We start from the raw sequence: 26,364 nt of genomic DNA on the forward strand, positions 1-26,364 counted from the left end.
CTGGTGCCAGGGAAGAAATGTGGACACGAGCTCGGCTGTAACTAGCTAGGGCTGAGGCCGTGTCCAAAAATCTTCCCTGGCACCAGATTTGGACACGGGCTGGACTGTATTGCTGCTTACCAGCCGATGGGGCTGCCGTCGTAGTTGCGGAACTGGGCTTTCTCGGAGGCGGGGAGCTCGGCCAGCAGCTTGCGGATGCCGGCGGCGCTGTCTTCCACTGCGATGTCGGCGCCCGGCCCGCCCATGGCCGTGCGCACCCAGCCCGGATGCAGGGCGACACAGGTGGCGCCGCGGCTGCCGAAGGTGAGGGCGGTGTCGATCAGCACCGAGTTCAGGGCCGCCTTGCTGGCCCGGTACAGGGAACCGGTCGGGTTGCCGCGCTCGCTGAGCGAACCCATGCGCGAGGACAGCACGGCCAGCTTGCCGCGCGCCGCGCATACCAGCGGCGCCAGCACCGGCAGGAGGCGCATCGCCGCCAGCACGTTCGTGTGCATCACCTGGTCGAAGTCCGACTGCATGGGAAAGCCGTCCTGGCGCGGGCCGTAGACGCCCGCGTTCAGGATGGCGACGTCGAGCCGCTCGCCGTCGAGCTTCCAGCCCAGCGCCGCCACCGCTTCCACGTTGGTGACGTCCAGCGTGTGCGATTCCGCACCCAGGTCCATCAGGGCGTCGCAGTCGGCAGCCTTGCGCGCTGTCGCAATGACGCGCCAGCCCGCCTGCAGGTACTGGATCGCCAGCTCGTGGCCGATGCCGCGCGAGGCGCCGATGACGAGTGCGGTGGGCATGCTTACACCAGCTCGATGCCGACAGCGGTGGCTTCGCCGCCGCCGATGCACAGGGCCGCCACGCCGCGCTTGCCGCCGCTCTTCTTCAGCGCACCGATCAGGGTCACGATGATGCGCGCGCCGGAAGCGCCGATCGGGTGGCCCAGGGCGCAGGCGCCGCCGTGGATGTTCACCTTGCTGTGCGGGATGTCCAGTTCATGCATGGCGGCCATCGGCACGGCGGCGAAGGCTTCGTTGATCTCGAACAGGTCCACGTCGCCCGCCTTCCAGCCGTTCTTGGCGAACAGCTTCTGGATGGCGCCCACCGGCGCGGTGGTGAACTGGGCCGGGGCCAGGGCATTGGTGGCGTGGCCGACCACGCGGGCGATCACGTTCGCGCCCAGCTTCTTGGCGGTCGATTCGCGCATCATCACCAGCGCCGCGGCGCCGTCGTTGATGGAGGAGGAGGATGCGGCGGTGATGGTGCCGTCCTTCTTGAAGGCGGGCTTCAGGGCGGGAATCTTGTCCAGCTTGGCCTTGCCCGGGCCTTCGTCCTTGGCGATCACGGTGTCGCCGCCGCGGCCGGATACGGTCACGGGAGCGATCTCCCAGTCGAAGCTGCCGTTGGCCGACGCGGCCTGCGCGCGCTTCACGGATTCGATGGCGTAGGCGTCCTGCGCTTCGCGGGTGAACTTGAACTGGGTGGCGCATTCTTCGGCGAAGGTGCCCATGGAGCGGCCGCCGCCGGTTTTTTCGTCGCGCGAGTAGGCGTCTTCCAGGCCGTCCAGCATCATGTGGTCGAACATCATGCCGTGGCCGATGCGGTAGCCGCCGCGCGCCTTCGGAATCAGGTAGGGCGCGTTGGTCATGGACTCCATGCCGCCTGCCACCACCACGTCGGCGCTGCCAGCGGCCAGGGTGTCATGCGCGAAGATCGCGGCCTGCATGGCCGAACCGCACATCTTGGACAGGGTCACGGCGCCGGTGGACGTCGGCAGGCCCGCCTTCAGCAGCGCCTGGCGCGCGGGAGCCTGGCCCTGGCCCGCCATCAGGCAGTTGCCGAAGTAGACGTGTTCGACGGCGTCCGCCGCGATACCGGCGCGCTCCACGGCCGCCTTGATCGCCACGGCGCCCAGGTCGTTCGCGCTCAGGCTGGAAAAGTCGCCCTGGAAGGCGCCCATGGGAGTGCGCGCTGCGCCCACGATTACGATTGGATCGTTCATTTGATAGTCTCCGGTAAGGTCGGCGCCGACGGCGCCGGGGATGCTGCGTATTGGCAGGAAAACCGTATCCGCTGCGGGTACGGGAATACATCTTCAACCACGCCGCGCTGGATGCGCTCCTTGCGCTCCTGCCACCACTCGGGCGTCAGGAGTTCGGCGTGGTGCTTCATGAAATACTTGTTGATCTTCGCGTTCCCGAGCAGGAAGCGGCCGAACTGCTCGGGGAAGACATCGTGCTTGCCGATCGGGTACCAGGGCTCGGCGGACAGCTCGTCCTCTTCGTTGCGCGGCGCGGGAATGCGGCGGAACTGGCAGTCGGTGATGTACTCGATCTCGTCGTAGTCGTAGAACACCACGCGGCCGTGGCGCGTCACGCCGAAGTTCTTGTACAGCATATCGCCGGGGAAGATATTGGCGGCCACCAGGTCCTTGATCGCGTTGCCGTATTCGATGATGCCCGCTTCGATGGCGGCATCGTCCCCCGCCTGCTCCGCGTTCGAAAGCCAGATGTTCAATGGCGTCATGCGGCGTTCGATATACAGGTGGCGGATCACGATCTGCTCGCCGTCCTCCTCCACCAGCGAGGGCGCGAAGTGCTTCAGCTCCGCCACCAGCTCCTCGGAGAAGCGCGAGCGCGGGAAAGCCACGTCCGAATACTCCAGCGTATCGGCCATGCGGCCCACGCGGTCGTGGTGCTTCACCAGCAGGTATTTTTCCTTGATCTGGGCGCGTGTCGTGTCCTTGGGCGGCGGATACCAGTCCTTGATCACCTTGAACACATAAGGGAAGGACGGCAGCGCGAACACCAGCATCACCAGGCCGCGGATGCCGGGCGCCGCCTCGAACAGGTCGGAGGAGTGCTTCAGGTGCTGCAGGTAGTCGCGGTAGAACAGCGCCTTGCCCTGCTTCTGCAGGCCGAGGATGGTGTAGATCTCGCTGCGCGGCTTGCGCGGCAGGAGCGTGCGCAGGAACTGCACATAGGCGGACGGCACTTCCATGTCGACCAGGAAGTAGGCGCGCGTGAAGGAGAACAGGATCTCGATCTGCTGGTAGGAGAGCAGCACCGTATCCAGCACCAGCTGCCGGTTCCGGTTGTGCAGGATGGGCACCACGAAGGGCAGTTCCTGGTCGCCGCTGATCGCCTTGCCCACGATGTAGGCGCCCTTGTTGCGGTAGAAAAGGCTGGACAGTATCTGGAACTGCGCATTGGGCGCCAGCTCGTCGCCGAAGAAATCGCTCACGCGCTGCTCCAGCTGCTGCACATCGCGCGTGAGGTTGGCGAAGGGCGCGTCGAGCTGGAAGTTGGTGACAATGCGCTTCAGCGTGAAGTGCATGCCGTCCGCCGCCGGGTAGTAGACGCGGTAGGTGGGCGCCAGCTCCTCGGTCTCGATGTACTCGGTGGAGACCACGGGGCGCACGAAAATGAACTCGTTGTGGAAATAGCTGCGGTGCAGGATATTGCAGCACACGGAGTTGAAGAAGGTCTCCGCCAGCTCCGGACGCTTGTGGCCGGACAGCATGCCGATGTAGTGCAGCTTGCACTCCCGCCACACTTCGTCGGTGAGTTCGGAGGGCTCGTACTCGTCCTCCAGCTGGTGCACGCACTCCTGCACGCGCTTGTCGTAATAGCCGATGCGTTCGCGGGCCTGTTCCTGGGCCACGGCCCAGTCGCCGCGCTCGAACAGGCCTTTCGCCTGCTGGCTGGCGAGCCGGAACAGGCGATAGTGCTTGTCGAAGCCATCGCGTATCGTCCGCGCGATATCGAAGGCGATCTGGGACGACAGCAATTTCGGAAAGGCCTGGGTCATCGAATCCCCGCTAACGCCACCGCTCCCGCCTGCGCGGGAGGGGCGCTTATTTGGTTTCGGCGAAGAGCTCGCGGCCGATCAGCATGCGGCGGATTTCGCTCGTGCCCGCGCCGATCTCGTACAGCTTGGCGTCGCGCCACAGGCGGCCCACCGGGTATTCGTTGATGTAGCCGTTGCCGCCCAGGGTCTGGATCGCTTCGCCCGCCATCCACGTCGCCTTCTCGGCACTATACAGAATTGCGCCGGCCGCATCCTTGCGCAGGGCGCGCACCTGCTCGGGCGAGGTGGCGCGGTCGCAGGCCTGGCCCACGGCGTAGACATAGGCCTTGCACGCCATCATGGTCGAATACATGTCGGCGATCTTGCCCTGCATCAGCTGGAACTCGCCGATCGGCTGGCCGAACTGCTTGCGGTCGTGGATATAGGGCACCACCACGTCCATGCAGGCCTGCATGATGCCCAGGGGGCCGCCCGACAGCACGGTGCGTTCGAAGTCCAGGCCGGACATCAGCACGTTCACGCCCTTGCCTTCGCCGCCCAGCACATTTTCCACCGGCACTTCGCAGTTCTCGAACACCAGCTCGCCCGTGTGGGAGCCGCGCATGCCCAGTTTGTCCAGCTTCTGGGCGATGGAGAAGCCCTTGAAGCCCTTTTCGATCAGGAAGGCGGTCATGCCGCGCGGACCGGCTTCCAGGTCGGTCTTGGCGTACACCACCAGGGTGTCGGCGTCCGGGCCGTTGGTGATCCACATCTTGGTACCGTTCAGCACGAAGCGGTCGCCCTTGAAGTCGGCGCGCAGCTTCATGCTCACCACGTCGGAGCCGGCGTTCGGCTCGGACATGGCCAGCGCGCCCACGTGCTCGCCCGAGATCAGCTTGGGCAGGTATTTGCGCTTCTGCTCTTCGTTGCCGTTGCGCTTGATCTGGTTCACGCACAGGTTCGAGTGCGCGCCGTAGGACAGGCCCACCGAGGCCGACGCCCGCGAAATCTCCTCCATGGCGATGATGTGGGCCAGGTAGCCCATGTTCGCGCCGCCATACTCCTCGCCCACGGTAATGCCCAGCAGGCCCAGCTCGCCCATCTTGCGCCACAGGTCCATGGGGAACTGGTCGCTGCGGTCGATCTCGGCGGCACGCGGCGCGATCTCCGCCGCGGCGAACTGCTGCACGGCCTCGCGCAGCGCGGCGATGTCTTCGCCATGGTCAAAAGTCAGGCCTGGGAGATGGAGCATGTCGTCCTCATTCTTTTATAGGAGTGGTGGAGTGGCAATGATACGCCTATGTGACGTTAACGTAAACGTAAAGCAGATTCCGCCCGGGCGCAGGCCCGGGCACCCTCAGGCGGCCGAGGCGCCTTCCCCTGCGGCGGCCAGCAGGCGGCGGCATTCCTCCTCGTGGGAGGCGATTTCGGCCAGGGACATCTCGATATCCTCGCGCTGCTGCTCCAGGGTTTCGCGGTGCTGGGCCAGCACGCCCAGGAAGCGGTGCATCTGGGCGGCCGTGTCCTTGGGCGACTCGTACATGTCCACCAGGCTCTTGATCTCGGAGAGCGAGAGGCCCAGGCGCTTGCCGCGCAGGGTCAGCTTGAGGCGGGTGCGGTCGCGCGGCGTGTAGACGCGGTTGCGGCCCCCGGCGCCTTCGCGCGAGGGGCTGAGAATGCCCTGGTCCTCGTAGAAGCGGATGGCGCGGGCGGTAATGTCGAACTCGCGCGCCAGTTCGGTGATGGTATAGGTCGGCATGGCTTACAATGTGTTTTCCGTTTACGTAACGTTAACCGCATTGTAGCCATGAACGCCCTCGAATCCCAGCTCCAGTATCCATTTGCCGACCAGGTGCCTGCGCCCGGCGAGCGGCTGGACATCGCGCCCGGCGTCCACTGGCTGCGCATGCCCCTGCCTTTTGCCCTCGACCACATCAACCTGTGGCTACTGAAGGATGGCGCGGGCTGGACCGTGGTCGATACGGGCGCTTCCACGCCCGAGACCCAGGCCGCCTGGGACAGCGTGGCATCGAGCCGCCTGGACGGGCTGCCCCTGGTCCGCGTCCTGGCCACGCATTGCCACCCGGACCATATCGGCATGGCGGACGCCCTCTGCCGCCGCTGGAACATTCCCTTGCAGATGACGGCGGGCGAATATGGCTTCGCCCGCATGATGTCGGCGGCCCTGCCCGGCGTGGACGGCACGGCCGCCCTGCCGCATTTCGAACGCCATGGCCTGAACGATCCGGCCATGCTGGAAAAGATGCGCAGCCGGAAAAGCTACTATCCAAGCCTTGTGCCTGCCGTGCCTTCCTCCTATCTGCGCATGCAGGACGGCCAGCAGGTGGAAATCGGCGCCCAGCGCTGGCAGGTGATCGCCGGGTACGGCCATTCGCCGGAGCATGCCTCGCTGTACTGCGCGGACCTCAACCTGCTGGTGTCGGGCGACATGGTGCTGCCGCGCATCTCCACGAATGTCTCCGTCTTTGCCGTCGAGCCTGAAGGCGATCCCCTGGGCCAGTACCTGGATTCCCTCCAGCGCTTCGCGTCCCTGCCGGACGACGTGCTGGTCCTTCCCTCCCACGGCCGCCCCTTCCGCGGCCTGCACACCCGCATCGCCCAGCTGCGCGAGCATCACGCCGCCCGACTGGCGGAAGTGGTGGAGGCGTGCCGAACGGCCCACACGGCGGCCGACATCGTGCCGCTCATGTTCCGCCGTCCGCTGGACGCCCACCAGCTCAGCTTCGCCCTGGGCGAGGCGCTGGCCCACCTGCACCGCCTGTGGCGCACCGGAATCGTGCGCCGTGATGTCGGCGCGGACGGCATTATTCGTTTCCAGACAGCTTAAAACCGAAAACCGGGCCGGCATCCGTGGGCCACTCCGGCCCGGCTGTTTTGCGGCCATAAAATTGACAAATTGCTAATTGTTGTGACTGCTGTTACAAGAAAAATCTCGCCACTCCCAGCAAGAGTGTTTAACATACTTGGCGCAAAGAAATAATTTTAAATCGTGCTCCCAATAGCTCAGCGGCGCGGTAAAATGTTAATTTTAACCGTGTGACGTGTCACAATCGGTCTGAGCAGTGCATAGACTGACATTCAGGCTGCGACGTGAAATTATGCAACTATGAATTCTTCGAATGAACGTGAAAGCTTTAGCCAGCGGCTTCAGCAGGCTCTGAAAAACGCCCACTACTCCCCCGATAGCCCGACCCGGCTGGCCCGGGAATTTAACATCCGCTTTGAAGGCCGCCCCATCACGGTGCATGCCGCCCGCAAATGGCTGGTGGGCGAGGCCATCCCTACGCAAGAGAAGCTGCGCATGATCGCGCAATGGCTGGGCGTTCCTGCCGAATGGCTGCGTTTCGGCGGCCCGGAAGCGGCGGCCCCGGCAGGCGAGGGGGGCGGCAGCCCTTCACGTTTCGAATCGGCCGACGTCAAACTGATTGCAGACTTGCAAAGACTGGACGAGCATCACCGCCAGATCGCCCGCGAATTTATTCGCATGCTGGTCCGCGTTAATTACCAGAAGTAACAATCAAGGGGCTCAGGCCCCCAGTCCCGTCCAGCGCGCCGCCCCCGGCGCATCCAGCCCCAGCAAGTCGAGCACACGGTCCACCGTGTGGTCCACCATTTCCGCGATGGTGCGGGGTTTGTTGTAGAAGCTGGGCAGGGGCGGGAAGACGATTCCGCCCATCTCCGTCACTGCCGTCATATTGCGCAGGTGCGCCAGGTTGAAGGGCGTTTCGCGCACCATCAGCACCAGCTTGCGGCGCTCCTTCAGCGCCACGTCCGCCGCCCGCGCGATCAGGTTGTCGGACAGGCCATGGGCCACGGCCGCCAGGGTTTTCATCGAGCACGGTGCGATCACCATGCCGTCCGTCTGGAAGGAGCCGCTGGCGATGCTCGCGCCGATATTGCCGGGCTTGTGGACGACATCGGCCAGCGCCTCCACATCGCGGCGCGGCATGCCGGTTTCTTCGATCAGGGTCAGGGCCGCGGCGTCGGACACCACGAGGTGGCGCTCGACGCCGGGAAAGGCTTGCAGCTTTTGCAGCAGACGCACGCCGTACACGGCGCCGGTGGCGCCCGTAATGGCGACGACGATCCGCTGCGGGCGCTCAGGCATTGTTCAGCAGGGTTTTCAGCTCGCCGGATTCGTACATCTCGCTCATGATGTCGGAGCCGCCGATGAACTCGCCGCGCACGTAGAGCTGGGGGATGGTCGGCCAGTTCGAATACTCCTTGATGCCCTGGCGCACTTCGGGGTCGTCCAGCACATTGACGGTGGCGATGTTCTCGACGCCGCAGGCCTTCAGGATCTGGATGGCGCGGCCCGAGAAGCCGCACTGCGGAAACTGTGCGGTGCCTTTCATGAACAGCACGACGGGGGTGCTGTTCACGGTTTCTTTGATCCAGGTTTGTACGTCGCTCATGACTGCCTCAATAAGGGGAAAGTGTTTCGGATGCCGCCATTTTATAAGAAATCGGCGGCACCCGTTGCCGTCAGCCGCGCAGCTTGGCGAAGGCGGCGGCCATGCTGCCTGCCATCGCGGGCTCGCGCGTCTGCTGCTTCTGCTGCTGGCCCATGGCGCGGCGGTCGTTGCGGTCTCCCCGCTGTTCGGGGCGCGAACCGGGCGCGGGGGCGCTGTCGGACAGGCGCATGGTCAGCGCAATGCGCTTGCGCTTGGGATCGACCTCCAGCACCTTCACCTTCACCACCTGTCCCGCCTTCACGACGGTATGCGGGTCCTTCACGAAGGTGGTGGACAGGGCCGAAATGTGCACCAGGCCATCCTGGTGCACGCCGATGTCCACGAAGGCGCCGAAGGCCGCCACATTGGTCACCACGCCTTCCAGGATCATGTCAGGCCGCAGGTCGCTGATCTCCTCCACGCCTTCCTTGAAGGTGGCGGTGGTGAATTCGGGACGCGGATCGCGGCCCGGCTTCTCCAGCTCCTTGATGATGTCCGTCACGGTCGGAACGCCGAAGCGCTCGTCCGCGTACTTGGCCGGGCTCAGGGTCTTCAGCACCGGGGTGGCGCCGATCACGGCCTTGATGTCCTTCTTGATATCGCCCAGGATCTTCTCGACCACGGGATAGGACTCGGGGTGCACCGCCGAGGCGTCCAGCGGGTTCTCGCCGTTCATCACGCGCAGGAAGCCCGCCGCCTGCTCGAAGGTCTTGTCGCCCAGGCGCGGCACGGACTTCAGCGCGGCGCGCGAGGTAAACGCGCCCTTCATGTCGCGGTAGCTCACGATGCTCTGCGCCACGCTGGCCGAGAGGCCGGACACGCGCGCCAGCAGGGGCGCGGAAGCGGTGTTCACGTCCACGCCCACGGCGTTCACGCAGTCCTCCACCACGGCGTCCAGCGTGCGCGCCAGCTGGGTCTGCGACACGTCGTGCTGGTACTGGCCCACACCGATGGATTTCGGATCGATCTTCACCAGTTCGGCCAGCGGATCCTGCAGGCGGCGCGCGATCGAGACCGCGCCGCGCAGGGACACATCCAGCTCCGGCAGCTCGCGCGAGGCGAATTCGGAGGCCGAATACACCGAGGCGCCCGCTTCGGATACCACGATCTTGGTCAGCTTCAGTTCGGGGCGGCGCTTGATCAGGTCCTGCGCCAGCTTGTCCGTTTCGCGCGAGGCCGTGCCGTTGCCGATGGAGATGAGCGACACATTGTGCTTTGCCGCCAGCTGGCCCAGCACGTGCAGCGTGCCTTCCCAGTCGTTGCGCGGCTGGTGCGGGTAGACGGTGGCGGTATCGACCACCTTGCCCGTCGCATCCACCACCGCCACCTTCACGCCGGTGCGCAGGCCCGGGTCCAGGCCCATGGTGGCGCGCGGACCGGCCGGCGCCGCCAGCAGCAGGGCTTTCAGGTTGGTGGCGAAGACGTTGATCGCATCCAGCTCCGCTTTCTCGCGCAGGGCGCCCATCAGCTCCGTTTCCAGGTGCATGAAGCTCTTCACGCGCCAGGTCCAGCGCACGGTGTCGGTCAGCCACTTGTCGGCGGGACGGCCGGCCGGCTTGATGCCGAAGCGCGCGGCGATACGGCTCTCGCAGGGGTTGTGCGGCGCGTCCCACTTGGGCTTCTCCTCCTCGGAGTCGAGGCGCAGGGTCACGTCCAGCATGCCTTCGCGGCGGCCGCGCATCAGGGCCAGGGCGCGGTGCGATGGAATGGCCGACAGGGGCTCGGAATAATCGAAGTAGTCGGCGAACTTCTCGCCTTCCTCCTGCTTGCCTTCCACGACCTTCGATTCCACCACGCCGTGGTCCTGCACGTATTCGCGCAGGGATTGCAGCAGGGTCGCATCCTCGGCGAAGCGCTCCATGAGGATCTGGCGCGCGCCGTCCAGGGCCGCCTTGGTGTCCGGCACGCCGGGGTTGTTGCCGTCCGGGGTGGTGAAGGCTTCGCGCAGGAACCTGGCCGCCTCCTCCTCGGGATTGAGGGAGGGATCGGCCAGCAGGCCTTCGGCCAGGGGCGCGAGGCCCGCCTCAATGGCGATCTGGGCCTTGGTGCGGCGCTTCTGCTTGTAGGGCAGGTAGAGGTCTTCCAGCCGGGTCTTGTCCTCGGCGTGCATGACCGCTTCCAGCAGTTCGGGCGTCATCTTGCCCTGTTCGGTGATCGAGGCCACGATGGCGGCGCGGCGGTCCTCCAGCTCGCGCAGGTAGCGCAGGCGCTCTTCCAGCAGGCGCAGCTGGGTGTCGTCCAGTCCGCCGGTCGCTTCCTTGCGGTAACGGGCGATGAAGGGCACGGTCGCGCCCTCATCCAGGAGAGCGATGGCGGCGGCCACCTGGACCGGTTTTGCCGCCAGTTCGACGGCCAGACGTTGTTCGATAGGAGGCAGCATAGCTTGAATTTCACATAAGGAAGCACGGAATCATACGCAATCCTGTGGTTTTAACCAGTCTTGACACTCCAAAAGAGCTGTGTCAGACCGCGCTAAGTTAGAACTTTCACAAACACAGGACGCCGGTTGACGGATAATATTGCGTGTTGCCGTTTGTGAATCGTTTAGGACCTTAATGCGCCCAATGGATTTGACCCGCGACGAAACCCGCGAAGCTCCTGCTGCTCCCGCACCTGCCCCGGCCACCCCGCCGGGACAGCTTCCCTATGCTGTGGCCACCTGGCTGCAGAGGGTGGACGCAGCCGCGCATCCGAAAGCCAAGCTCACCCCCGTCGATCCCGACCCCAAGCAGACCAATTACCGGCTGATCTATGTGCTGGCCCCCACGAGCGGCGGCCGCCATGTGGCGCTGTGCCTGTACAAGGCCCGGCTGCGGCCGAACGGCGACGTGGCGGCGGCCAGCCCCGTGAACGAAGTGTTTTCCCTGCTGTCCGCCCCGCCGCCCTTCCTGGAGCCGGGCGACGAGGACCTGGTGCGCTTCTTCGTGGCCATGCGCACGGGACCCAATTCCCAGACGGGCAGCGCGACCGAACCGCGCGGCAAGATCGGGGCCGCCCTGCTCCAGATGCTGTCCGAACAGGATAAGTTGCTGTGGGCTAATTCCTGGGCCGACGTGGGCAACGGCCTGGTCTATCCCATGAAGGCGGGCCAGGAGCGCACGGCCAGCCTGGCCTGGCGCGAGGAAGGCAAGGGCCTGCGGCTGGGCTGGAAGGTGGACGCGCCCGAGGGCGCCAAGCATCACGGCGCGGACCAGATCGACTACATGCTGCCCACCGATCCGCCCTGGTACATCGACAACCTGTCGTGCGGCGTGCTGAACCTGAACCAGGGCGGCGCCGAGATTCCCCTGGCCGACCTGCAGGCCCTGGTGGCCCAGGCGCCGCTGCTCATGCCCAACGACAAGCTGCGGGTCTCCCAGCTGCTGCTGGCGCACGGCCTGCAGCAGCTCATGCCCCTGCCGCAGCCCCTGCCGCAGCGCGTCCGCACCGACGTCAAGCCGCGCCCCATCCTCGTGCTTGATTCCGCCCAGCTGGCGGACGGCACGCTGCAGCGCTGGAACGACTACGCCGTGCTGTCCTACGACTACGACGGCGAGCGCGTGTCCTTCGACCCGTCGCAGCGCGTGGTGCGCCAGCGCGGCGACGTGACCGAGATCATCCAGCGCGACGAGGCGGCCGAAGCGGCGGCTCTGGAGATGCTGACCGGCCTGGGCTTCCGCAAGCCCGCCACCCTGCCCCTGTCCAGCGTGCGGGGCGGCCTGGTGCTGTCCAGCCAGGCCGACTGGATACGCTTCGCCGAATCCGGCATCGAGCCCCTGCGCGCGGCGGGCTGGCAGGTCGAGAAGACCTCCAAATACCGCTACGACATGGTGGCCCTGGAGGACTGGTACGCCGAAATCGAGGAAGAGGGGCCGGATACGGGCAATGCCTGGTTCGAGCTGGAGCTGGGCATCACGGTCAACCAGGAGCGCGTGCCCCTGCTGCCCGTGCTGGTGCAGATGATCCGCGCCATGCCCAACGACTTCAGCCCGAAAGCCCTGTCCGCCCACGGCGAGACGGACCAGATGCTGGCCGTGCTGCCGAGCGGCCTCAAGGTGGCGCTGCCGTGGAACCGGGTCAAGCCCATCCTGTCCACCCTGGGCGAGCTGTACTTCAACGACAAGATCCGCCATTCCGTGCGCATGGCCACCCTGGACGCGGCGCGCCTGAACGAACTGGAGAAGTCCGGCGACTTCGTCTGGAGCGGCGGCGGGGAGCTGCGCGAAATGGGCCGCCGGCTGAACCAGTTCTCCTCCGTGAAGCGGGTGGCGACGCCGGCCGGCCTGCGCGCCACCCTGCGCGACTACCAGACGGAGGGCCTGTCCTGGATGCAGTTCCTGCGCGAATACAATCTTGCGGGCATCCTGGCCGACGACATGGGCCTGGGAAAGACGGTGCAGACCCTGGCGCATATCCTGGTGGAGAAGGAATCGGGGCGCATGACGCATCCCACCCTCGTCATCGCGCCCACCAGCCTCATGGGCAACTGGAGCGAGGAAGCGGCCCGCTTCGCGCCCAGCCTGAAGGTGCTGCTGCTGCAAGGCAAGGACCGCGCCGAGCTCTTCGACAAGATTCCCGAGGCCGACCTGGTGCTCACCACCTATGCCCTGCTGCCGCGCGACGAGGAAAAGCTGCGCGAGCACGACTTCCACCTCGTCATCCTGGACGAATCGCACTACATCAAGAATACCCGCTCCAAGGCAGCCCAGAGCGCCGGGCTGCTGCGCGCCAGGCACCGGCTCTGCCTGTCCGGCACGCCGCTGGAGAACCACCTGGGCGAGCTGTGGTCCCAGTTCCACTTCCTGCTGCCCGGCCTGCTGGGCGACGAGAAGACCTTCAACACCCAGTTCCGCCACCCCATCGAGCGCCAGGACGATCCCCTGCGGCGCGCCCTGCTGAACCGCCGCATCAAGCCTTTCCTGCTGCGCCGGACCAAGGACAGCGTGGCCAAGGAACTGCCGCCGAAGACGGAAATGGTGCGCAAGGTGGAGCTCACGGGCCCGCAGCGCGACCTCTACGAGACCGTGCGCCTGGCCATGGACCAGAAGGTGCGCGAGGAGATCGACCGCAAGGGCGTGGCGCGCAGCCAGATCGTGATCCTGGAAGCGCTGCTCAAGCTGCGCCAGGTCTGCTGCGACCCGCGCCTGGTCAAGACGCTGTCCAGCCGCAAGCAGCAGGCGGCGGGCTCGGCCAAACTTGCCGACCTCATGCAGATGCTGGAAGACCTGCTGGAAGAGGACCGCAAGATCCTCGTCTTCTCCCAGTTCACCTCCATGCTGGAGCTGATCGAGGAGGAGCTCGAGGAGCGCAACATCCCCTACGCCATCCTGACCGGCGAAACGCGCGACCGGGGCGCCCAGGTGGCGGCCTTCCAGCAGGGCGCGGTGCCGGTCTTCCTGATCAGCCTGAAGGCAGGCGGCGTCGGCCTGAACCTGACGGCGGCCGATACCGTGATCCACTACGACCCGTGGTGGAACCCTGCCGCCGAGAACCAGGCCACCGACCGCGCCTGGCGTATCGGGCAGGACAAGCCGGTCTTTGTCTACAAGCTCATCGCAAAGGGTACACTGGAGGAAAAGATTCAGCTTCTGCAACAGAAGAAAGCCGACCTGGCGCAATCCGTGCTGGCCGAAGGCGAGTCGCAGAAACTGGCCCTGACCCAGGAAGACCTGCAGCAGATTTTTGCGCCGCTTGTGGACTGATCGATGCCGACCAACGAAGATTTCCGCCTCATTCTCGACTACAGCAGCGACCTGCACTGGATGATCGACTGCGCCAGCGCCCGGGTGCTGTACACCAGCCCGGCCGCCGGCCGCAAGTTCGGCTATGGCCCGGAAAAATCCCAGGCCGTGGCCGATGCGCTGATGCACGACCTGCCCGCCCGCATCGCCCGTTTCGAGGCGGGCGACGAATCGCGCCGCACCCTGCGCCGGGAGGCCGAGCTCGAAGGGCGGGGCGGCGCCAAGGTGCCGGTGGAGATCGAATCGACCCTCGTGCATGCCGAGGACGGCTCCCTGCGCCTGGTGGGCGTGGTGCGCGACATCAGCGAGCGGCGCGAGCAGGAAGCCCAGCAGAAGCGCTTCGTGTCCATGATCTCCCACGAATTCCGCACGCCGCTGTCCACCATCGACGGCGCTATCCAGCGCCTGGAAATGACGGCGGACGAGGCGGACGAAGCCACCCAGAAGCGCTACCGCAAGATCGCCACGGCCGTCGAAAGGCTGCTGGGCATGATCGAGGAATACCTCACGCCCGAGCGCCTGGCCTCGATCGGCCGCAAGCGCCAACCCAATGAAATCTCGCCGGAGGCCCTGCTGGAAACGGCCGCCGAGCAGGCCCGGCTGCGGCGCGGCGCCGTCGCCGTGCAGAACGAAGGCCTGCCGCAGTGGCTGCGCTGCAATCCGCAGGGTCTGCGCATGTGCCTGGACATCCTGCTCGACAATGCCATCAAGTACTCGCCCGACGGCACACCCGTGGTCCTGTCCGGCCGCAAGGCGGCCGAGGGCGGGGTGGAGCTGACGGTAACGGACTACGGGCCGCCGATACCCGCGGACGAGCTGGGGCGGATCTTTGAAAAAGGCTTCCGCGGCGCCGGTGCGGCGGCGGTGCCGGGATCGGGCCTGGGGCTCTACATGGCCCGTTCCGTGGTGGAAGTCCACGGGGGAACGCTCGGCGTGGAAAATATGCCGGAAAGCGGCAAGAAGTTTCGGATTTGGTTGCCCTTACCCGTATAAGCCTTGCGTATGACGAATTCAGCTATGATAATTCTTAGTTGCAGGCTCTGGCTGCCTAACAAACTGTAAGAATGGCGCATCAATGACGCAAATACTCATCGTGGAAGACAATCTGGAGTACGCCGAGGAGATGGCGGACTTCCTGACTGAGCTGGGCCACGAGGCCCACACCACCAACAATGCCAGTGAAATGTGGTCGGCACTCAGCCAGGGCAAGGTCGGCGTCGTCGTGCTCGACCTGGGCCTTCCCGACGAGGACGGCATCAACGTCATTCCCCGCATGCGCCAGCTCTATCCGCAGATCGGCCTGCTGGTGCTGACGGGCCGGGTCAATTTCGACAGCCGCATCATGGGCCTGCGCCTGGGCGCGGACCACTACCTGACCAAGCCCATCAAATTCCCCGAGCTGGCCGCCCACATCGAGGCGCTGGACCGGCGCGTCGGTCCGCACGAGCCCCAGCCCCTGCCCAACAAATGGACCCTGCGCCTGGCCGACCGCCAGCTCCAGGTGGAAGGGCAATCGATTACCCTCACCGAGAAAGAGTGCAACTTCCTGCACCTGCTCACCATCAATACCCGTCCTGTCCCGCGCGACGTCATCGTGCAGGGCATTGGCGGCGACGATCCGGACGCGGGCCGCCGGGTCGACATGCTGGTCTACCGCCTGCGCAAGAAAGCGCGCAACGGCCTGGGCCAGGACCTTCCCCTGCGCAGCGCCTACGGCGAAGGCTACAGCCTTTCCGCCAGCTTCAACCTTTCCTGATACGTAAATAGGGACAGAGTCGATCGCCATTTTTCGCCGATCGAAATAATTGGGGACGGAGTCGGAGAAAAGCGCTAATATCGGTTTATCCGAACAGCGTTTTTCTCATTTATGGCCCGCCTGCCCCGTCTTGTCATCCCTTCCCAGCCCCATTACATCATCCAGCGCGGCCTGAATGGGCTGCCGGTCTTCCAGGATAGCGCCGACTACGAGGCCTTCATCGGCTGGATGCGGGGCGCCGCGAAGCAGTTCAAGGTCGCCGTCCATGCCTACTCCCTCCTGCCGGGCGAGCTTCACCTGCTCGCCACGCCCGCGGACGAGGGCGGGCTGGCGGGCATGATGCAGCTGCTGGGCCGCTATTACGTTCCCTACTACAACCAGAAATACGCCCGCGCCGGCACCCTCTGGCACGGGCGCTACAAGACTTCCGTCATCGATGCCGCCAACTACCTGCTGCTGTGCAGCCGCTATATCGAGCTGGCGCCCGTGCGCGCCGGGCTGGCGGGGCATCCGGAGCAGTATGCCTGGTCGAGCTACGCCCACCATGTAGGCCAGAAGCCGGAAGGGGCGGTCACGGACCACGCGCTTTACTGGGGGCTGGGCAATACGCCTTTCCAGCGCGAGGCCGCCTATACCGAACTTTCCGCCAACGGCCTGGGCAGCGCGGACATCAAGGCCATCGAAAGCGCCGTCCTCAAGGGCTGGCCCCTTGGCTCGGACAAGTTCAAAACGGAGCTGGAACACCGGGCGAAACGCCAGGTATTGCCCGCAAAACGGGGCCGTCCATTCAAGAAGCCTGTGCAAGCGTGACTGTGTCCCCAATTAATTTTTCGTCCGACTCGGTCTGAATTAATGCGACTCCGACCCTAATTATTTCTGTTGAGTTTTCTTGTGCATTGCACTAATCTGGTTTTTCGTCACTGAAAAGCACCGGAGAATCTGCATGAACGCGCAAGGTTTGTACGACCCAGCCAACGAACACGACGCCTGCGGCGTGGGCTTCGTGGCCCACATCAAGGGCAACAAGAGCCATTCCATCATCGAGCAGGGCCTGCTGATCCTGAAGAACCTCGACCACAGGGGCGCCGTGGGCGCCGACAAGCTGATGGGCGACGGCGCGGGCATCCTGATCCAGATTCCCGACCAGTTCTACCGCGACGAGATGGCCAAGCAGGGCGTGGAGCTGCCTCCGCCCGGCGAGTACGGCGTGGGCATGGTCTTCCTGCCCAAGGAGAACGCTTCGCGCATCGCCTGCGAACAGGAGATCGAGCGCGCCGTGCGCATCGAAGGCCAGGTGGTGCTGGGCTGGCGCAATGTGCCGGTCGATACCGACATGCCTATGTCGCCCCTGGTGCGCGACAAGGAGCCCGTGATCCGCCAGATCTTCATCGGCCGCGGCCCGGACATCATGGTGACCGATGCCCTGGAGCGCAAGCTCTACGTGATCCGCAAGTCCTCCGGCCACGCCATCCAGGCGCTCAAGCTCCTGCACGGCAAGGAATTCTTCGTGCCCTCCATGTCCGCCCGCACCGTGGTGTACAAGGGCCTGCTGCTGGCCGACCAGGTGGGCGTGTACTACCGCGACCTGCAGGACCCGCGCTGCGTTTCCGCGCTGGCGCTGGTGCACCAGCGCTTCTCCACCAATACCTTCCCCGAGTGGCCGCTGGCCCACCCCTACCGCCTGATCGCGCACAACGGCGAGATCAACACCGTGAAGGGCAACTTCAACTGGATGCGCGCCCGCGAAGGCGTGATGAAGTCCGCCGTGCTGGGCGAAGACCTGCAGAAGCTCTTCCCGCTGATTTACGAAGGCCAGTCCGACACCGCCTGCTTCGACAACGCGCTGGAACTGCTGCTGATGGCAGGCTATCCGCTGGCCCAGGCCATGATGATGATGATCCCGGAAGCGTGGGAGAACCACACGCTCATGGACGACAACCGCAAGGCCTTCTACGAATACCACGCGGCGATGATGGAGCCGTGGGACGGCCCCGCCGCCATGGCCTTCACCGACGGCCGCTATATCGGCGGCACGCTTGACCGCAACGGCCTGCGCCCCGCCCGCTACATCGTCACCGACGACGACCTGGTGGTGATGGCTTCCGAATCGGGCGTGCTGCCGATTCCCGAATCGAAGATCATCCAGAAGTGGCGCCTCCAGCCGGGCAAGATGTTCCTGATCGACCTGGAAGCGGGCCGCATCATCGACGACAAGGAATTGAAGGACACCTACGCCAACGCCAAGCCCTACAAGGCCTGGATCAACGCCGTGCGCATCAAGCTGGGCGGCCTGAAGCTGTCCGAATCGCAGAAGGCGCACAATGTGGTGAAGTACGGCCCGGCCACCGGCGAGAAGCCCACCGCCTCCCTGCTGGACCGCCAGCAGGCCTTCGGCTACACCCAGGAAGACCTGCGCTTCCTGATGGCGCCAATGGCCACGGCAGGCGAGGAAGCCGTGGGCTCCATGGGCAACGACTCGCCGCTGGCCGTCATGTCCAACAAGCTCAAGCCGCTGTACCACTACTTCAAGCAGCTCTTCGCGCAAGTGACCAACCCGCCGATCGACCCGATCCGCGAAGCCATGGTGATGTCGCTGGTGTCCTTCATCGGCCCGAAGCCGAACCTGCTGGACACGAACAACGTCAACCCGCCGATGCGCCTGGAAGTGTCGCAGCCCGTGCTGTCCTTCGAGGACATGGAACGCCTGCGCAATATCGGCCAGCACACGGGCGGCAAGTTCAAGTCCTATGAGCTGAACATCTGCTATCCGCTCGCCTGGGGCAAGGAAGGCGTGGAAGCCTCGCTGGCCTCCCTGTGCGCGGAAGCCGTGGACGCCATCAAGTCCGGCCACAATATCCTCATCGTGTCCGACCGCCAGGTGGGCCCGGACCGCGTGGCGATTCCGGCCCTGCTGGCCACCTCCGCCATCCACCAGCACCTGGTGAGCAAGGGCCTGCGCGCCTCCACCGGCCTGGTGGTGGAAACCGGTTCCGCCCGCGAGACCCACCACTTCGCCCTGCTGGCGGGCTACGGCGCGGAAGCCGTCCACCCCTACCTCGCCATGGAAACCCTGATGGACCTGGCGCACGCGCTGCCGGCCAAGGTCACGGGCGAGGAAGCCATCTACAACTTCACCAAGGCCGTGGGCAAGGGCCTGATGAAGGTGATGTCCAAGATGGGCATCTCCACCTACATGTCCTACTGCGGCGCCCAGATCTTCGAAGCCGTTGGCCTGAACAAGTCCCTGGTGGACAAGTACTTCAAGGGCACGGCCTCGAACGTGGAAGGCATCGGCCTGTTCGAAGTGGCGGAAGAGGCCCTGCGCCTGCACAACCTCGCCTTCGGCAACGATCCCGTGCTGGCCGACCAGCTGGATGCGGGCGGCGAATATGCCTACCGCGTGCGCGGCGAAGACCACCTGTGGACGCCGGACGCCATCGCGAAGCTGCAGCACTCCACCCGTGCCAACAACTTCTCGACCTACAAGGAATACGCCCAGATCATCAACGACCAGAGCCGCCGCCACCTGACCTTCCGCGGCCTCTTCGAGTTCAAGATCGACCCGGCGAAGGCGATTCCGCTGGACGAAGTGGAACCGGCCAAGGAGATCGTGAAGCGCTTCGCCACCGGCGCCATGTCGCTCGGCTCCATTTCGACCGAAGCCCACGCCACCCTGGCCATCGCCATGAACCGCATCGGCGGCAAATCGAACACGGGCGAGGGCGGCGAAGACCCGTCGCGCTACGTGAACGAACTCAAAGGCATCCCGATCCGCAAGGGCGAGACCATGGCCTCCATCCTGGGCAAGGACCAGGTGGTAGTGGACATTCCGCTGGAAGAAGGCGACTCCCTGCGCTCGCGCATCAAGCAGGTGGCGTCCGGCCGCTTCGGCGTCACGGCGGCCTACCTGAACTCCGCCGACCAGATCCAGATCAAGATGGCCCAGGGCGCGAAACCGGGCGAAGGCGGCCAGCTGCCGGGCCACAAGGTATCCGAATACATCGCCACGCTGCGCTTCTCGGTGCCGGGCGTGGGCCTGATCTCGCCGCCGCCGCACCACGACATCTACTCCATCGAAGACCTGGCGCAGCTGATCCACGACCTGAAGAACGCCAACCCGCGCGCTTCCATCTCGGTCAAGCTGGTGTCGGAAGTGGGCATCGGCACCGTGGCCGCGGGCGTCTCCAAGGCCAAGGCCGACCATGTGGTGGTGGCAGGCCATGACGGCGGCACGGGCGCATCGCCCCTGTCCTCCGTGAAGCATGCCGGCACGCCGTGGGAGCTGGGCCTGGCCGAAACCCAGCAGACGCTGGTGCTGAACGGCCTGCGCAGCCGCATCCGCGTGCAGGCCGACGGCCAGATGCGCACGGGCCGCGACGTGGTCATCGCCGCCATGCTGGGCGCCGACGAAATCGGCTTCGCCACCGCGCCGCTGGTGGTGGAAGGCTGCATCATGATGCGCAAGTGCCACCTCAACACCTGCCCCGTGGGCGTGGCGACCCAGGACCCCGTCCTGCGCGCCAAGTTCCAGGGCAAGCCGGAACACGTGGTGAACTACTTCTTCTTCGTGGCCGAGGAAGCGCGCCAGATCATGGCCCAGCTGGGCATCCGTACTTACGACGAACTGATCGGCCGTTCCGACCTGCTGGACAAGTCGAAAGCCATCACGCACTGGAAGGCGCAGGGCCTGGACTTCTCGCGCATCTTCTACCAGGCCGTCACGGACAAGCCCCTGGCCATCTACCACAACGAGGAACAGGAGCACGGCCTGGAAAAGGCGCTGGACCACAAGCTCATCGCCCAGGCCCGTGCGGCGCTGGAGAAAGGCGAGCGCGTGTCCTTCATCTCGCCGGTGCGCAACCTGAACCGCACCGTGGGCGCCATGCTCTCGGGCGAAGTGGCCAAGCGCTACGGCCATGAAGGCCTGCCGGACGACACCATCCACATCCAGCTGCAGGGCACGGCGGGCCAGTCCGCGGGCGCCTTCCTGGCCCATGGCATCACCATCGACCTGGTGGGCGAAGGCAACGACTATGTGGGCAAGGGCCTGTCCGGCGGCCGCATCATCGTGCGCCCGAACACCGAGTTCCGCGGCTGGGCGGTGAACAACATCATCGTCGGCAATACCGTGATGTACGGCGCCATTGCAGGCGAAGCCTTCATCAACGGCGTGGCGGGCGAGCGTTTCGCGGTGCGCAACTCGGGCGCCACGGCCATCGTGGAAGGCCTGGGCGACCACGGCTGCGAATACATGACGGGCGGCACCGTGGTGGTGCTGGGCGCCACCGGCCGCAATTTCGCGGCGGGCATGAGCGGCGGCATCGCCTACGTCTACGACCCGGACGGCGAGTTCGAGCGCAAATGCAATATGTCCATGGTCAGCCTGGAAGCCGTGCTGCCTGCGGCCGAGCAGCATGTGGACAAGTCCACCTGGCACGCCCAGCACCGCAACGGCACGCCGGAAGCGGACGAGACCATCCTGAAGCGCCTGATCGAACGCCACTTCAAGCACACGGGCAGCACCCGCGCCCGCCTGTTGCTGGACAACTGGGCGGAGAGCCGCACCAAGTTCGTGAAGGTCTTCCCGAACGAGTACAAGCGCGCCCTGGTCGAAATGGCCGAGAACGCCGCCGTCGAAGCGGAAACCCAGGCGATCGCCGCCTAAAGCCTGGACAGAAAGGAATACAAAGTGGGAAAAATCACCGGTTTCATGGAATTCCAGCGCCAGGAAGAGGGCCATCTGGCGCCCGAGGCGCGGGTCAAGAACTACAAGGAGTTCGTGCTGCACCTGACGGACGAGCAGGCCAAGGTGCAGGGCGCGCGCTGCATGGACTGCGGCATCCCCTTCTGCAACACGGGCTGCCCGGTCAACAACATCATCCCGGACTGGAACGACCTGGTCTACCGCAACCATTACCGCGCCGCGCTGGACGTGCTGCACTCGACCAACAACTTCCCCGAGTTCACGGGCCGCATCTGCCCCGCGCCCTGCGAGAGCGCCTGCACCCTGGGCATCGGCGACGACCCGGTCGGCATCAAATCCATCGAGCACAAGATCATCGATACCGGCTGGGAAAACGGCTGGGTCCTGCCCCAGCCCGCGTCCGTCAAGACGGGCAAGAAGGTCGCCATCGTCGGTTCCGGCCCTGCGGGCCTGGCGGCGGCCCAGCAGCTGGCGCGCGCCGGCCATGAGGTGACGGTCTTCGAGAAGTCCGACCGCGCGGGCGGCCTGCTGCGCTACGGCATCCCCGACTTCAAGATGGAAAAGTCCCATATCGACCGCCGCATCGAACAGATGGAAGCGGAGGGCGTGAAGTTCCGCCTTTCCACCCTGATCGGCAAGGATTTCCCGGCCACGGTGAACAACTGGGCCAAGGAGACCATCTTCCCCGAAGACCTGGAAAAGGACTTCGACGCGGTGGTGATCGCGGGCGGTGCCGAGCAGCCGCGCGACCTGCCAGTGCCGGGCCGCGAACTCAAGGGCGTGCACTTCGCCATGGACTTCCTGCCCCAGCAGAACAAGGTGAACGCAGGCGACAAGGTCAAGGACCAGATCAAGGCCACCGGCAAGCACGTGGTGGTGATCGGCGGCGGCGACACGGGTTCGGACTGCGTGGGCACCTCCAACCGCCACGGCGCGGCCAGCGTGACCCAGTTCGAACTCATGCCCATGCCGCCCGAGCAGGAAAACAAGCCCCTGGTCTGGCCTTACTGGCCGACCAAGCTGCGCACCTCTTCGTCCCACGAGGAAGGCTGCGAGCGCGACTGGGCAGTGGCCACCAAGCGCCTGGAAGGCAAGGGCGGCAAGGTCGAGAAGCTGATCGCCTGCCGCGTCGAATGGAAAGACGGCAAGATGAGCGAAGTGCCGAACTCCGAGTTCGAGCTGAAGGCCGACCTGGTGCTGCTGGCCATGGGCTTCGTGTCCCCGGTCCAGCAGGTGCTGGATGCCTTCGGCGTGGACAAGGACGCCCGCGGCAACGCCCGCGCCACCACGGACGGCGAAGGCTGCTACAAGACCAGCAAGCCGGGCGTGTTCGCGGCCGGCGACATGCGCCGTGGCCAGTCCCTCGTGGTCTGGGCCATCCGCGAGGGCCGCCAGTGCGCCCGCGCGGTGGACGAATACCTGATGGGCTCTTCCGTCCTCCCGCGCTGAGCCGGGCCTGTTACGCACAACGCAGCGCCCCGCCGGGGCGCTGCGTTGTTTGCGCTACCATTTTCGGCCCCCTGATGGTTGTGTTCTTGCAACCTAAGGTTAGATAAATTCCAAATATTGTTGATCTGTTTCGCTAAGCAGGCCAAAATGCAATCTCAAGAAAACGTTTTCAAGCCCTCAAGAAAACGTTTTCAAAAAATAGAACCGGCACGGCCGACATAAAGGAGACTCCATGAACTGCTCACGCCCCGCAGGCGGCTGAGGCCATCGCCAGGTGGCCGCCCTCAGGCTGCCCACAAGACATTCGAAGTTTTGTAGCACCCACCCCACGGCCGAGCCCGCCCAAGAGGCCCGTCCGTTACCAACTCTCAGAGAGGAGACGCAGTGCGTAATCGTAAGAAAGGCGTTGCCGTTCAGCCAAACACCAAACAACGGTTGATTTCCCTTGCCGTGGCCAGCGCGTGCGCGGCCATCGTGCCAGCCCATGCCCAGACCACCGGCGCGGCGCCGGACGAGGAACCCCAGAAGATCATCGTGACCGGCCTGCGCGCCGCCATGCAGTCCACCCTGAACCTCAAGCGCAACGCCGACGGGTTCGTGGACGGCATCGTGGCCGAAGACATCGGCAAGTTCCCGGATACCAACCTGGCCGAGTCCCTGCAGCGCATTTCGGGCGTCTCCATCGACCGCAACCTGGGCGAAGGCGCGCGCGTTACCGTGCGCGGCGTGGGCCCCGACCTGAACATGGTGCTGCTGAACGGCCGCCAGATGCCGACCTCGGCGCTGGACAACCTGAACGGCCGCTCCTTCGACTTCGCCAACCTGGCCTCGGAAGCCGTGTCCCAGATCCAGGTGTACAAGTCGAGCCGTGCCGACACGCCGCCGGGCGGCATCGGCGCCACCATCAACATCATGAGCGCGCGCCCCTTCGACCGTCCCGGCCGCCAGGCGTCCGTGGGCGTAAAGGCCGTCTACGACGAGTCGAACAACCGCCTGCCGGGCGAGAACAAGGTCGGCAAGTCCCTGACCCCGGAAGTGTCCGGCCTGTACAGCGAGACCTTCGGCATGTTCGGCGTCGCCATCTCGGGCAGCTACCAGGAACGCAATTCGGGCGTGAATTCGGCCCTGGTTGCCAACGGCTGGGTCGGCCCCTACAAGGGCAATGAATCGAAGGCCGTGGAACGCCTGGTGCCGGGCGCGGCCGGGATCAAGAACTTCCCTGACGCCAACGATATCTATCTCTGGCCGCAGAACATGAACTACAACACCCGCGGCACCCACCGCGAGCGTACCAACGGCCAGCTGACCCTGCAGTTCAAGCCCAACAAGGACCTGGTCACCACGCTGGACTACACCTACTCGCAGAACAAAATCCACAGCAAGTACAACGAGATGAGCGTGTGGTTCAACAACGGCCCGTCGAGCGGCACCTGGACCGACGGTCCGGTGGCGGCGCCCCTGGTCTACACCACCAACATCACCGACCGCGGCCCCACCACCGCGCCGGAAGACCTGAGCACCAACGGCGGCGACTACGGCACCAAGTCCACCAACGGCTCCACCGGCCTGAATGTGCAGTGGAAGGTTACGCCCTCCCTGAAACTGAACCTCGACGGGCACCACTCCACCGCCGTATCGAAACGGGACAGCCCCTTCGGAAGCAACAACGACCTGGCCACGGCCACCTTCAACCGCGCCATCACCTCGCTGGACTTCAACAACTACATGCCGGTGCTGAGCGTCACCACCGTTCCTGGCAACTCGCCGCACATGGTGGCAGGTTCCTGGTTCCAGGACGGCTACCAGCGCATGGTCATCGACCAGTTCCAGGCGGGCGGCAAACTGTCGCTGCTGGAATCGTCGAACCTGAACTTCGGCCTGTCGCACACCAAGGTCAAGAACCGCTCCCTGTTCAAGCAGGTGCAGCAGAACGCCTGGGGCGGCGCGGGCGACAAGACCCAGGACCAGTCCCTGTGGCATCAGTCCAGGTTGAGCGACTACTTCGGCAAGCTGGGCGGCAGCAGCGACCCGAAACTGATGCAGACGTACTACACCTTCAACCTGGCCGCCATGCGCGAGGCCGCCATCAAGAGCACGGGCGCCCCGCAGGACTTCACGCCCACCCTGGTGAATCCGGACTGGGAACGCCGCACCACGGAGAAGAGCAAGTCGCTGTACCTGCAGATGAACACCGAGTGGGAAATCGCCGGCATGCCGGCCCACACCGGCATCGGCGCGCGCTACGAGAAGACCGACGTGCTCTCCACCACCCTGTCCACCGTGCCGCAGTCCATCGACTGGGTTTCGCAGAATGAGCTGAACCTGAACTCCAGCGGCAGCACCTTCGTCAGCGGCACGGGCAGCTACAACCACGTGCTGCCAAGCCTGGACTTCGACATCGACCCGCGTTCGGACGTGAAGCTGCGCGCCAGCTACGGCGAAACCATCGGCCGCCCGATGTACGACCAGATCATCGCCAGCACCTCGCTGTCGAACAGCCTGGGCGTGACGGGCGTGAACGGCACGGCCGGCAATCCTGGCCTGAAGCCGGTCAAGTCGAAGAACAAGGACCTGTCGGCCGAATGGTATTACGACAAGCAGAGCATGGTATCGCTGGGCCTCTTCCACAAGAGCCTGAGCAATTACGCGGGCAACCGCGTGGTGCAGGGCACCGGCACGGTGACCACCCCGATCGGCGGCAAGTACTACAACCAGGCCATTTCCGCCAGCGGCGGCGGCTGCACCGCGACCGACACCATCTGCGTGCGCAACTACATCTTCCGCACCTTCAACGGCCAGCCTGGCGTGAAGGCCGTGTCGCTGACGCCGAACTCGCTGGGCGTGATCGAGGGCACCATCACCGGCATCGCCGGCGATCCCTTCGTGCCGACCCGCGTGACCACGCCGGTCAACGAGAAGAACGCCAACCTGAAGGGCGCCGAGATCAATGTGCAGCACATGTTCGGCAGCAGCGGCTTCGGCGTGCAGGCCAACTACACCTACGTGAAGTCGGGCCTGACCTTCGACAATACGGGCACGACGGACCAGTTCGCGCTGGTCGGCCTCAGCGACTCTGCCAACCTGGTCGGCATCTACGAAGATGCCAAGTGGAGCATCCGCGCCGCCTACAACTGGCGTGACAAGTTCCTCGTCACCCCGGCGGACAACGGCAAGTCGAACCCGCGCTACACCGACGCCTACGGCCAGCTGGACCTGAGCATCGGCTACAACATCGACAAGAACCTGTCGGTGCAGTTCGAAGGCATCAACCTCACCGACGAAACCGTGCGCCAGTACGGCCGTACCGAGTCGATGGCCCTGTACGCAGCCCAGCAGGGCCCGCGCTACATGCTGTCGGCGCGCTACAAGTTCTAAGCGTGTGAAGCATCCGGCCCGGCGCAAGCCGGGCCGGTTTTCAAGACGGGCCGCGAAGATTGCGGCCCCTGTCGTTTTGGACTGTGCAACAATATCCTCATCAACAGTACG

At 65.1% G+C, this 26,364-nt stretch carries 17 protein-coding genes; 9 read left to right on the plus strand and 8 right to left on the minus strand.

Annotated elements, in window-relative coordinates:
* Nucleotides 1–116 precede the first annotated feature (116 nt).
* From LSQ66_RS22500 to LSQ66_RS22520, 5 genes are all read right to left on the minus strand, one after another.
* Nucleotides 117–785: an SDR family oxidoreductase gene (locus LSQ66_RS22500; RefSeq protein WP_231767394.1), complete on the minus strand. Its 669-nt coding sequence runs from the start codon at nt 783–785 to the stop codon at nt 117–119.
* Nucleotides 786–787: 2 nt separating this feature from the next.
* Nucleotides 788–1,987, minus strand: coding sequence for an acetyl-CoA C-acyltransferase (locus LSQ66_RS22505; protein ID WP_231767395.1), 1,200 nt, complete (start codon nt 1,985–1,987; stop codon nt 788–790).
* Nucleotides 1,984–3,795, minus strand: a complete 1,812-nt coding sequence (gene aceK / locus LSQ66_RS22510; RefSeq protein WP_231767396.1) for a bifunctional isocitrate dehydrogenase kinase/phosphatase — start codon at nt 3,793–3,795, stop codon at nt 1,984–1,986. The genes LSQ66_RS22505 and aceK overlap by 4 nt, the downstream gene beginning before the upstream one ends.
* Nucleotides 3,796–3,841: 46 nt before the next feature.
* Nucleotides 3,842–5,026 carry an isovaleryl-CoA dehydrogenase gene (locus LSQ66_RS22515; protein WP_231767397.1) on the minus strand — a complete coding sequence of 395 codons (1,185 nt, stop codon included), beginning with the start codon at nt 5,024–5,026 and terminating at the stop codon, nt 3,842–3,844.
* A 105-nt stretch (nt 5,027–5,131) separates the two neighbouring features.
* Nucleotides 5,132–5,533 (minus strand): MerR family transcriptional regulator, encoded by a 402-nt coding sequence (locus LSQ66_RS22520; RefSeq protein WP_231767398.1) that lies wholly within the window; start codon nt 5,531–5,533, stop codon nt 5,132–5,134.
* Between the two features lie 48 nt (nt 5,534–5,581).
* Here LSQ66_RS22520 and LSQ66_RS22525 point away from each other — a divergent pair, with 48 nt between their 5' ends.
* Nucleotides 5,582–6,622 carry an MBL fold metallo-hydrolase gene (locus LSQ66_RS22525; protein ID WP_231767399.1) on the plus strand — a complete coding sequence of 347 codons (1,041 nt, stop codon included), beginning with the start codon at nt 5,582–5,584 and terminating at the stop codon, nt 6,620–6,622.
* Between the two features lie 279 nt (nt 6,623–6,901).
* The gene (locus tag LSQ66_RS22530; RefSeq protein ID WP_231767400.1) at nt 6,902–7,309 is read left to right on the plus strand and encodes a hypothetical protein; all 408 of its coding nucleotides are present in this window, start codon (nt 6,902–6,904) and stop codon (nt 7,307–7,309) included.
* A 12-nt stretch (nt 7,310–7,321) separates the two neighbouring features.
* Here LSQ66_RS22530 and LSQ66_RS22535 read toward each other — a convergent pair whose 3' ends face one another.
* The 3 genes from LSQ66_RS22535 to LSQ66_RS22545 form a co-directional block, all read right to left on the minus strand.
* Nucleotides 7,322–7,903 carry a UbiX family flavin prenyltransferase gene (locus tag LSQ66_RS22535; protein ID WP_231767401.1) on the minus strand — a complete coding sequence of 194 codons (582 nt, stop codon included), beginning with the start codon at nt 7,901–7,903 and terminating at the stop codon, nt 7,322–7,324.
* Complete coding sequence (gene grxD, locus LSQ66_RS22540) at nt 7,896–8,210, minus strand: Grx4 family monothiol glutaredoxin (protein ID WP_231767402.1); 315 nt, start codon at nt 8,208–8,210, stop codon at nt 7,896–7,898. Before grxD ends, LSQ66_RS22535 begins: the two co-directional genes overlap by 8 nt.
* Nucleotides 8,211–8,280: 70 nt before the next feature.
* A complete protein-coding gene (locus tag LSQ66_RS22545; protein WP_231767403.1) occupies nt 8,281–10,629 on the minus strand; it encodes a Tex family protein in 2,349 nt (782 codons plus the stop codon).
* Nucleotides 10,630–10,813: 184 nt separating this feature from the next.
* On the opposite strand from LSQ66_RS22545, the gene LSQ66_RS22550 reads away from it, so the two are divergent.
* From LSQ66_RS22550 to LSQ66_RS22580, 7 genes are all read left to right on the plus strand, one after another.
* Complete coding sequence (locus tag LSQ66_RS22550; RefSeq protein WP_231767404.1) at nt 10,814–13,930, plus strand: DEAD/DEAH box helicase; 3,117 nt, start codon at nt 10,814–10,816, stop codon at nt 13,928–13,930.
* 3 nt (nt 13,931–13,933) lie between these two features.
* Entirely contained in the window at nt 13,934–14,962 is a 1,029-nt protein-coding gene (locus LSQ66_RS22555; RefSeq protein ID WP_231767405.1) for a PAS domain-containing sensor histidine kinase, read from the plus strand.
* Nucleotides 14,963–15,044: 82 nt separating this feature from the next.
* On the plus strand, nt 15,045–15,725 hold the full coding sequence (locus LSQ66_RS22560) for a response regulator transcription factor (protein ID WP_231767406.1): 681 nt from the start codon (nt 15,045–15,047) through the stop codon (nt 15,723–15,725).
* Nucleotides 15,726–15,836: 111 nt separating this feature from the next.
* Nucleotides 15,837–16,535 (plus strand): transposase, encoded by a 699-nt coding sequence (locus LSQ66_RS22565; RefSeq protein WP_231767407.1) that lies wholly within the window; start codon nt 15,837–15,839, stop codon nt 16,533–16,535.
* 133 nt (nt 16,536–16,668) lie between these two features.
* Nucleotides 16,669–21,390 (plus strand): glutamate synthase-related protein, encoded by a 4,722-nt coding sequence (locus LSQ66_RS22570; protein WP_231767408.1) that lies wholly within the window; start codon nt 16,669–16,671, stop codon nt 21,388–21,390.
* Nucleotides 21,391–21,414: 24 nt separating this feature from the next.
* Nucleotides 21,415–22,878, plus strand: coding sequence for a glutamate synthase subunit beta (locus LSQ66_RS22575; RefSeq protein ID WP_231767409.1), 1,464 nt, complete (start codon nt 21,415–21,417; stop codon nt 22,876–22,878).
* Nucleotides 22,879–23,262: 384 nt separating this feature from the next.
* Complete coding sequence (locus tag LSQ66_RS22580) at nt 23,263–26,253, plus strand: TonB-dependent receptor (RefSeq protein WP_231767410.1); 2,991 nt, start codon at nt 23,263–23,265, stop codon at nt 26,251–26,253.
* Nucleotides 26,254–26,364: the final 111 nt, after the last annotated feature.

This window comes from Massilia endophytica (assembly GCF_021165955.1).
Classification (GTDB): Bacteria; Pseudomonadota; Gammaproteobacteria; order Burkholderiales; family Burkholderiaceae_D; genus Rugamonas; species Rugamonas endophytica.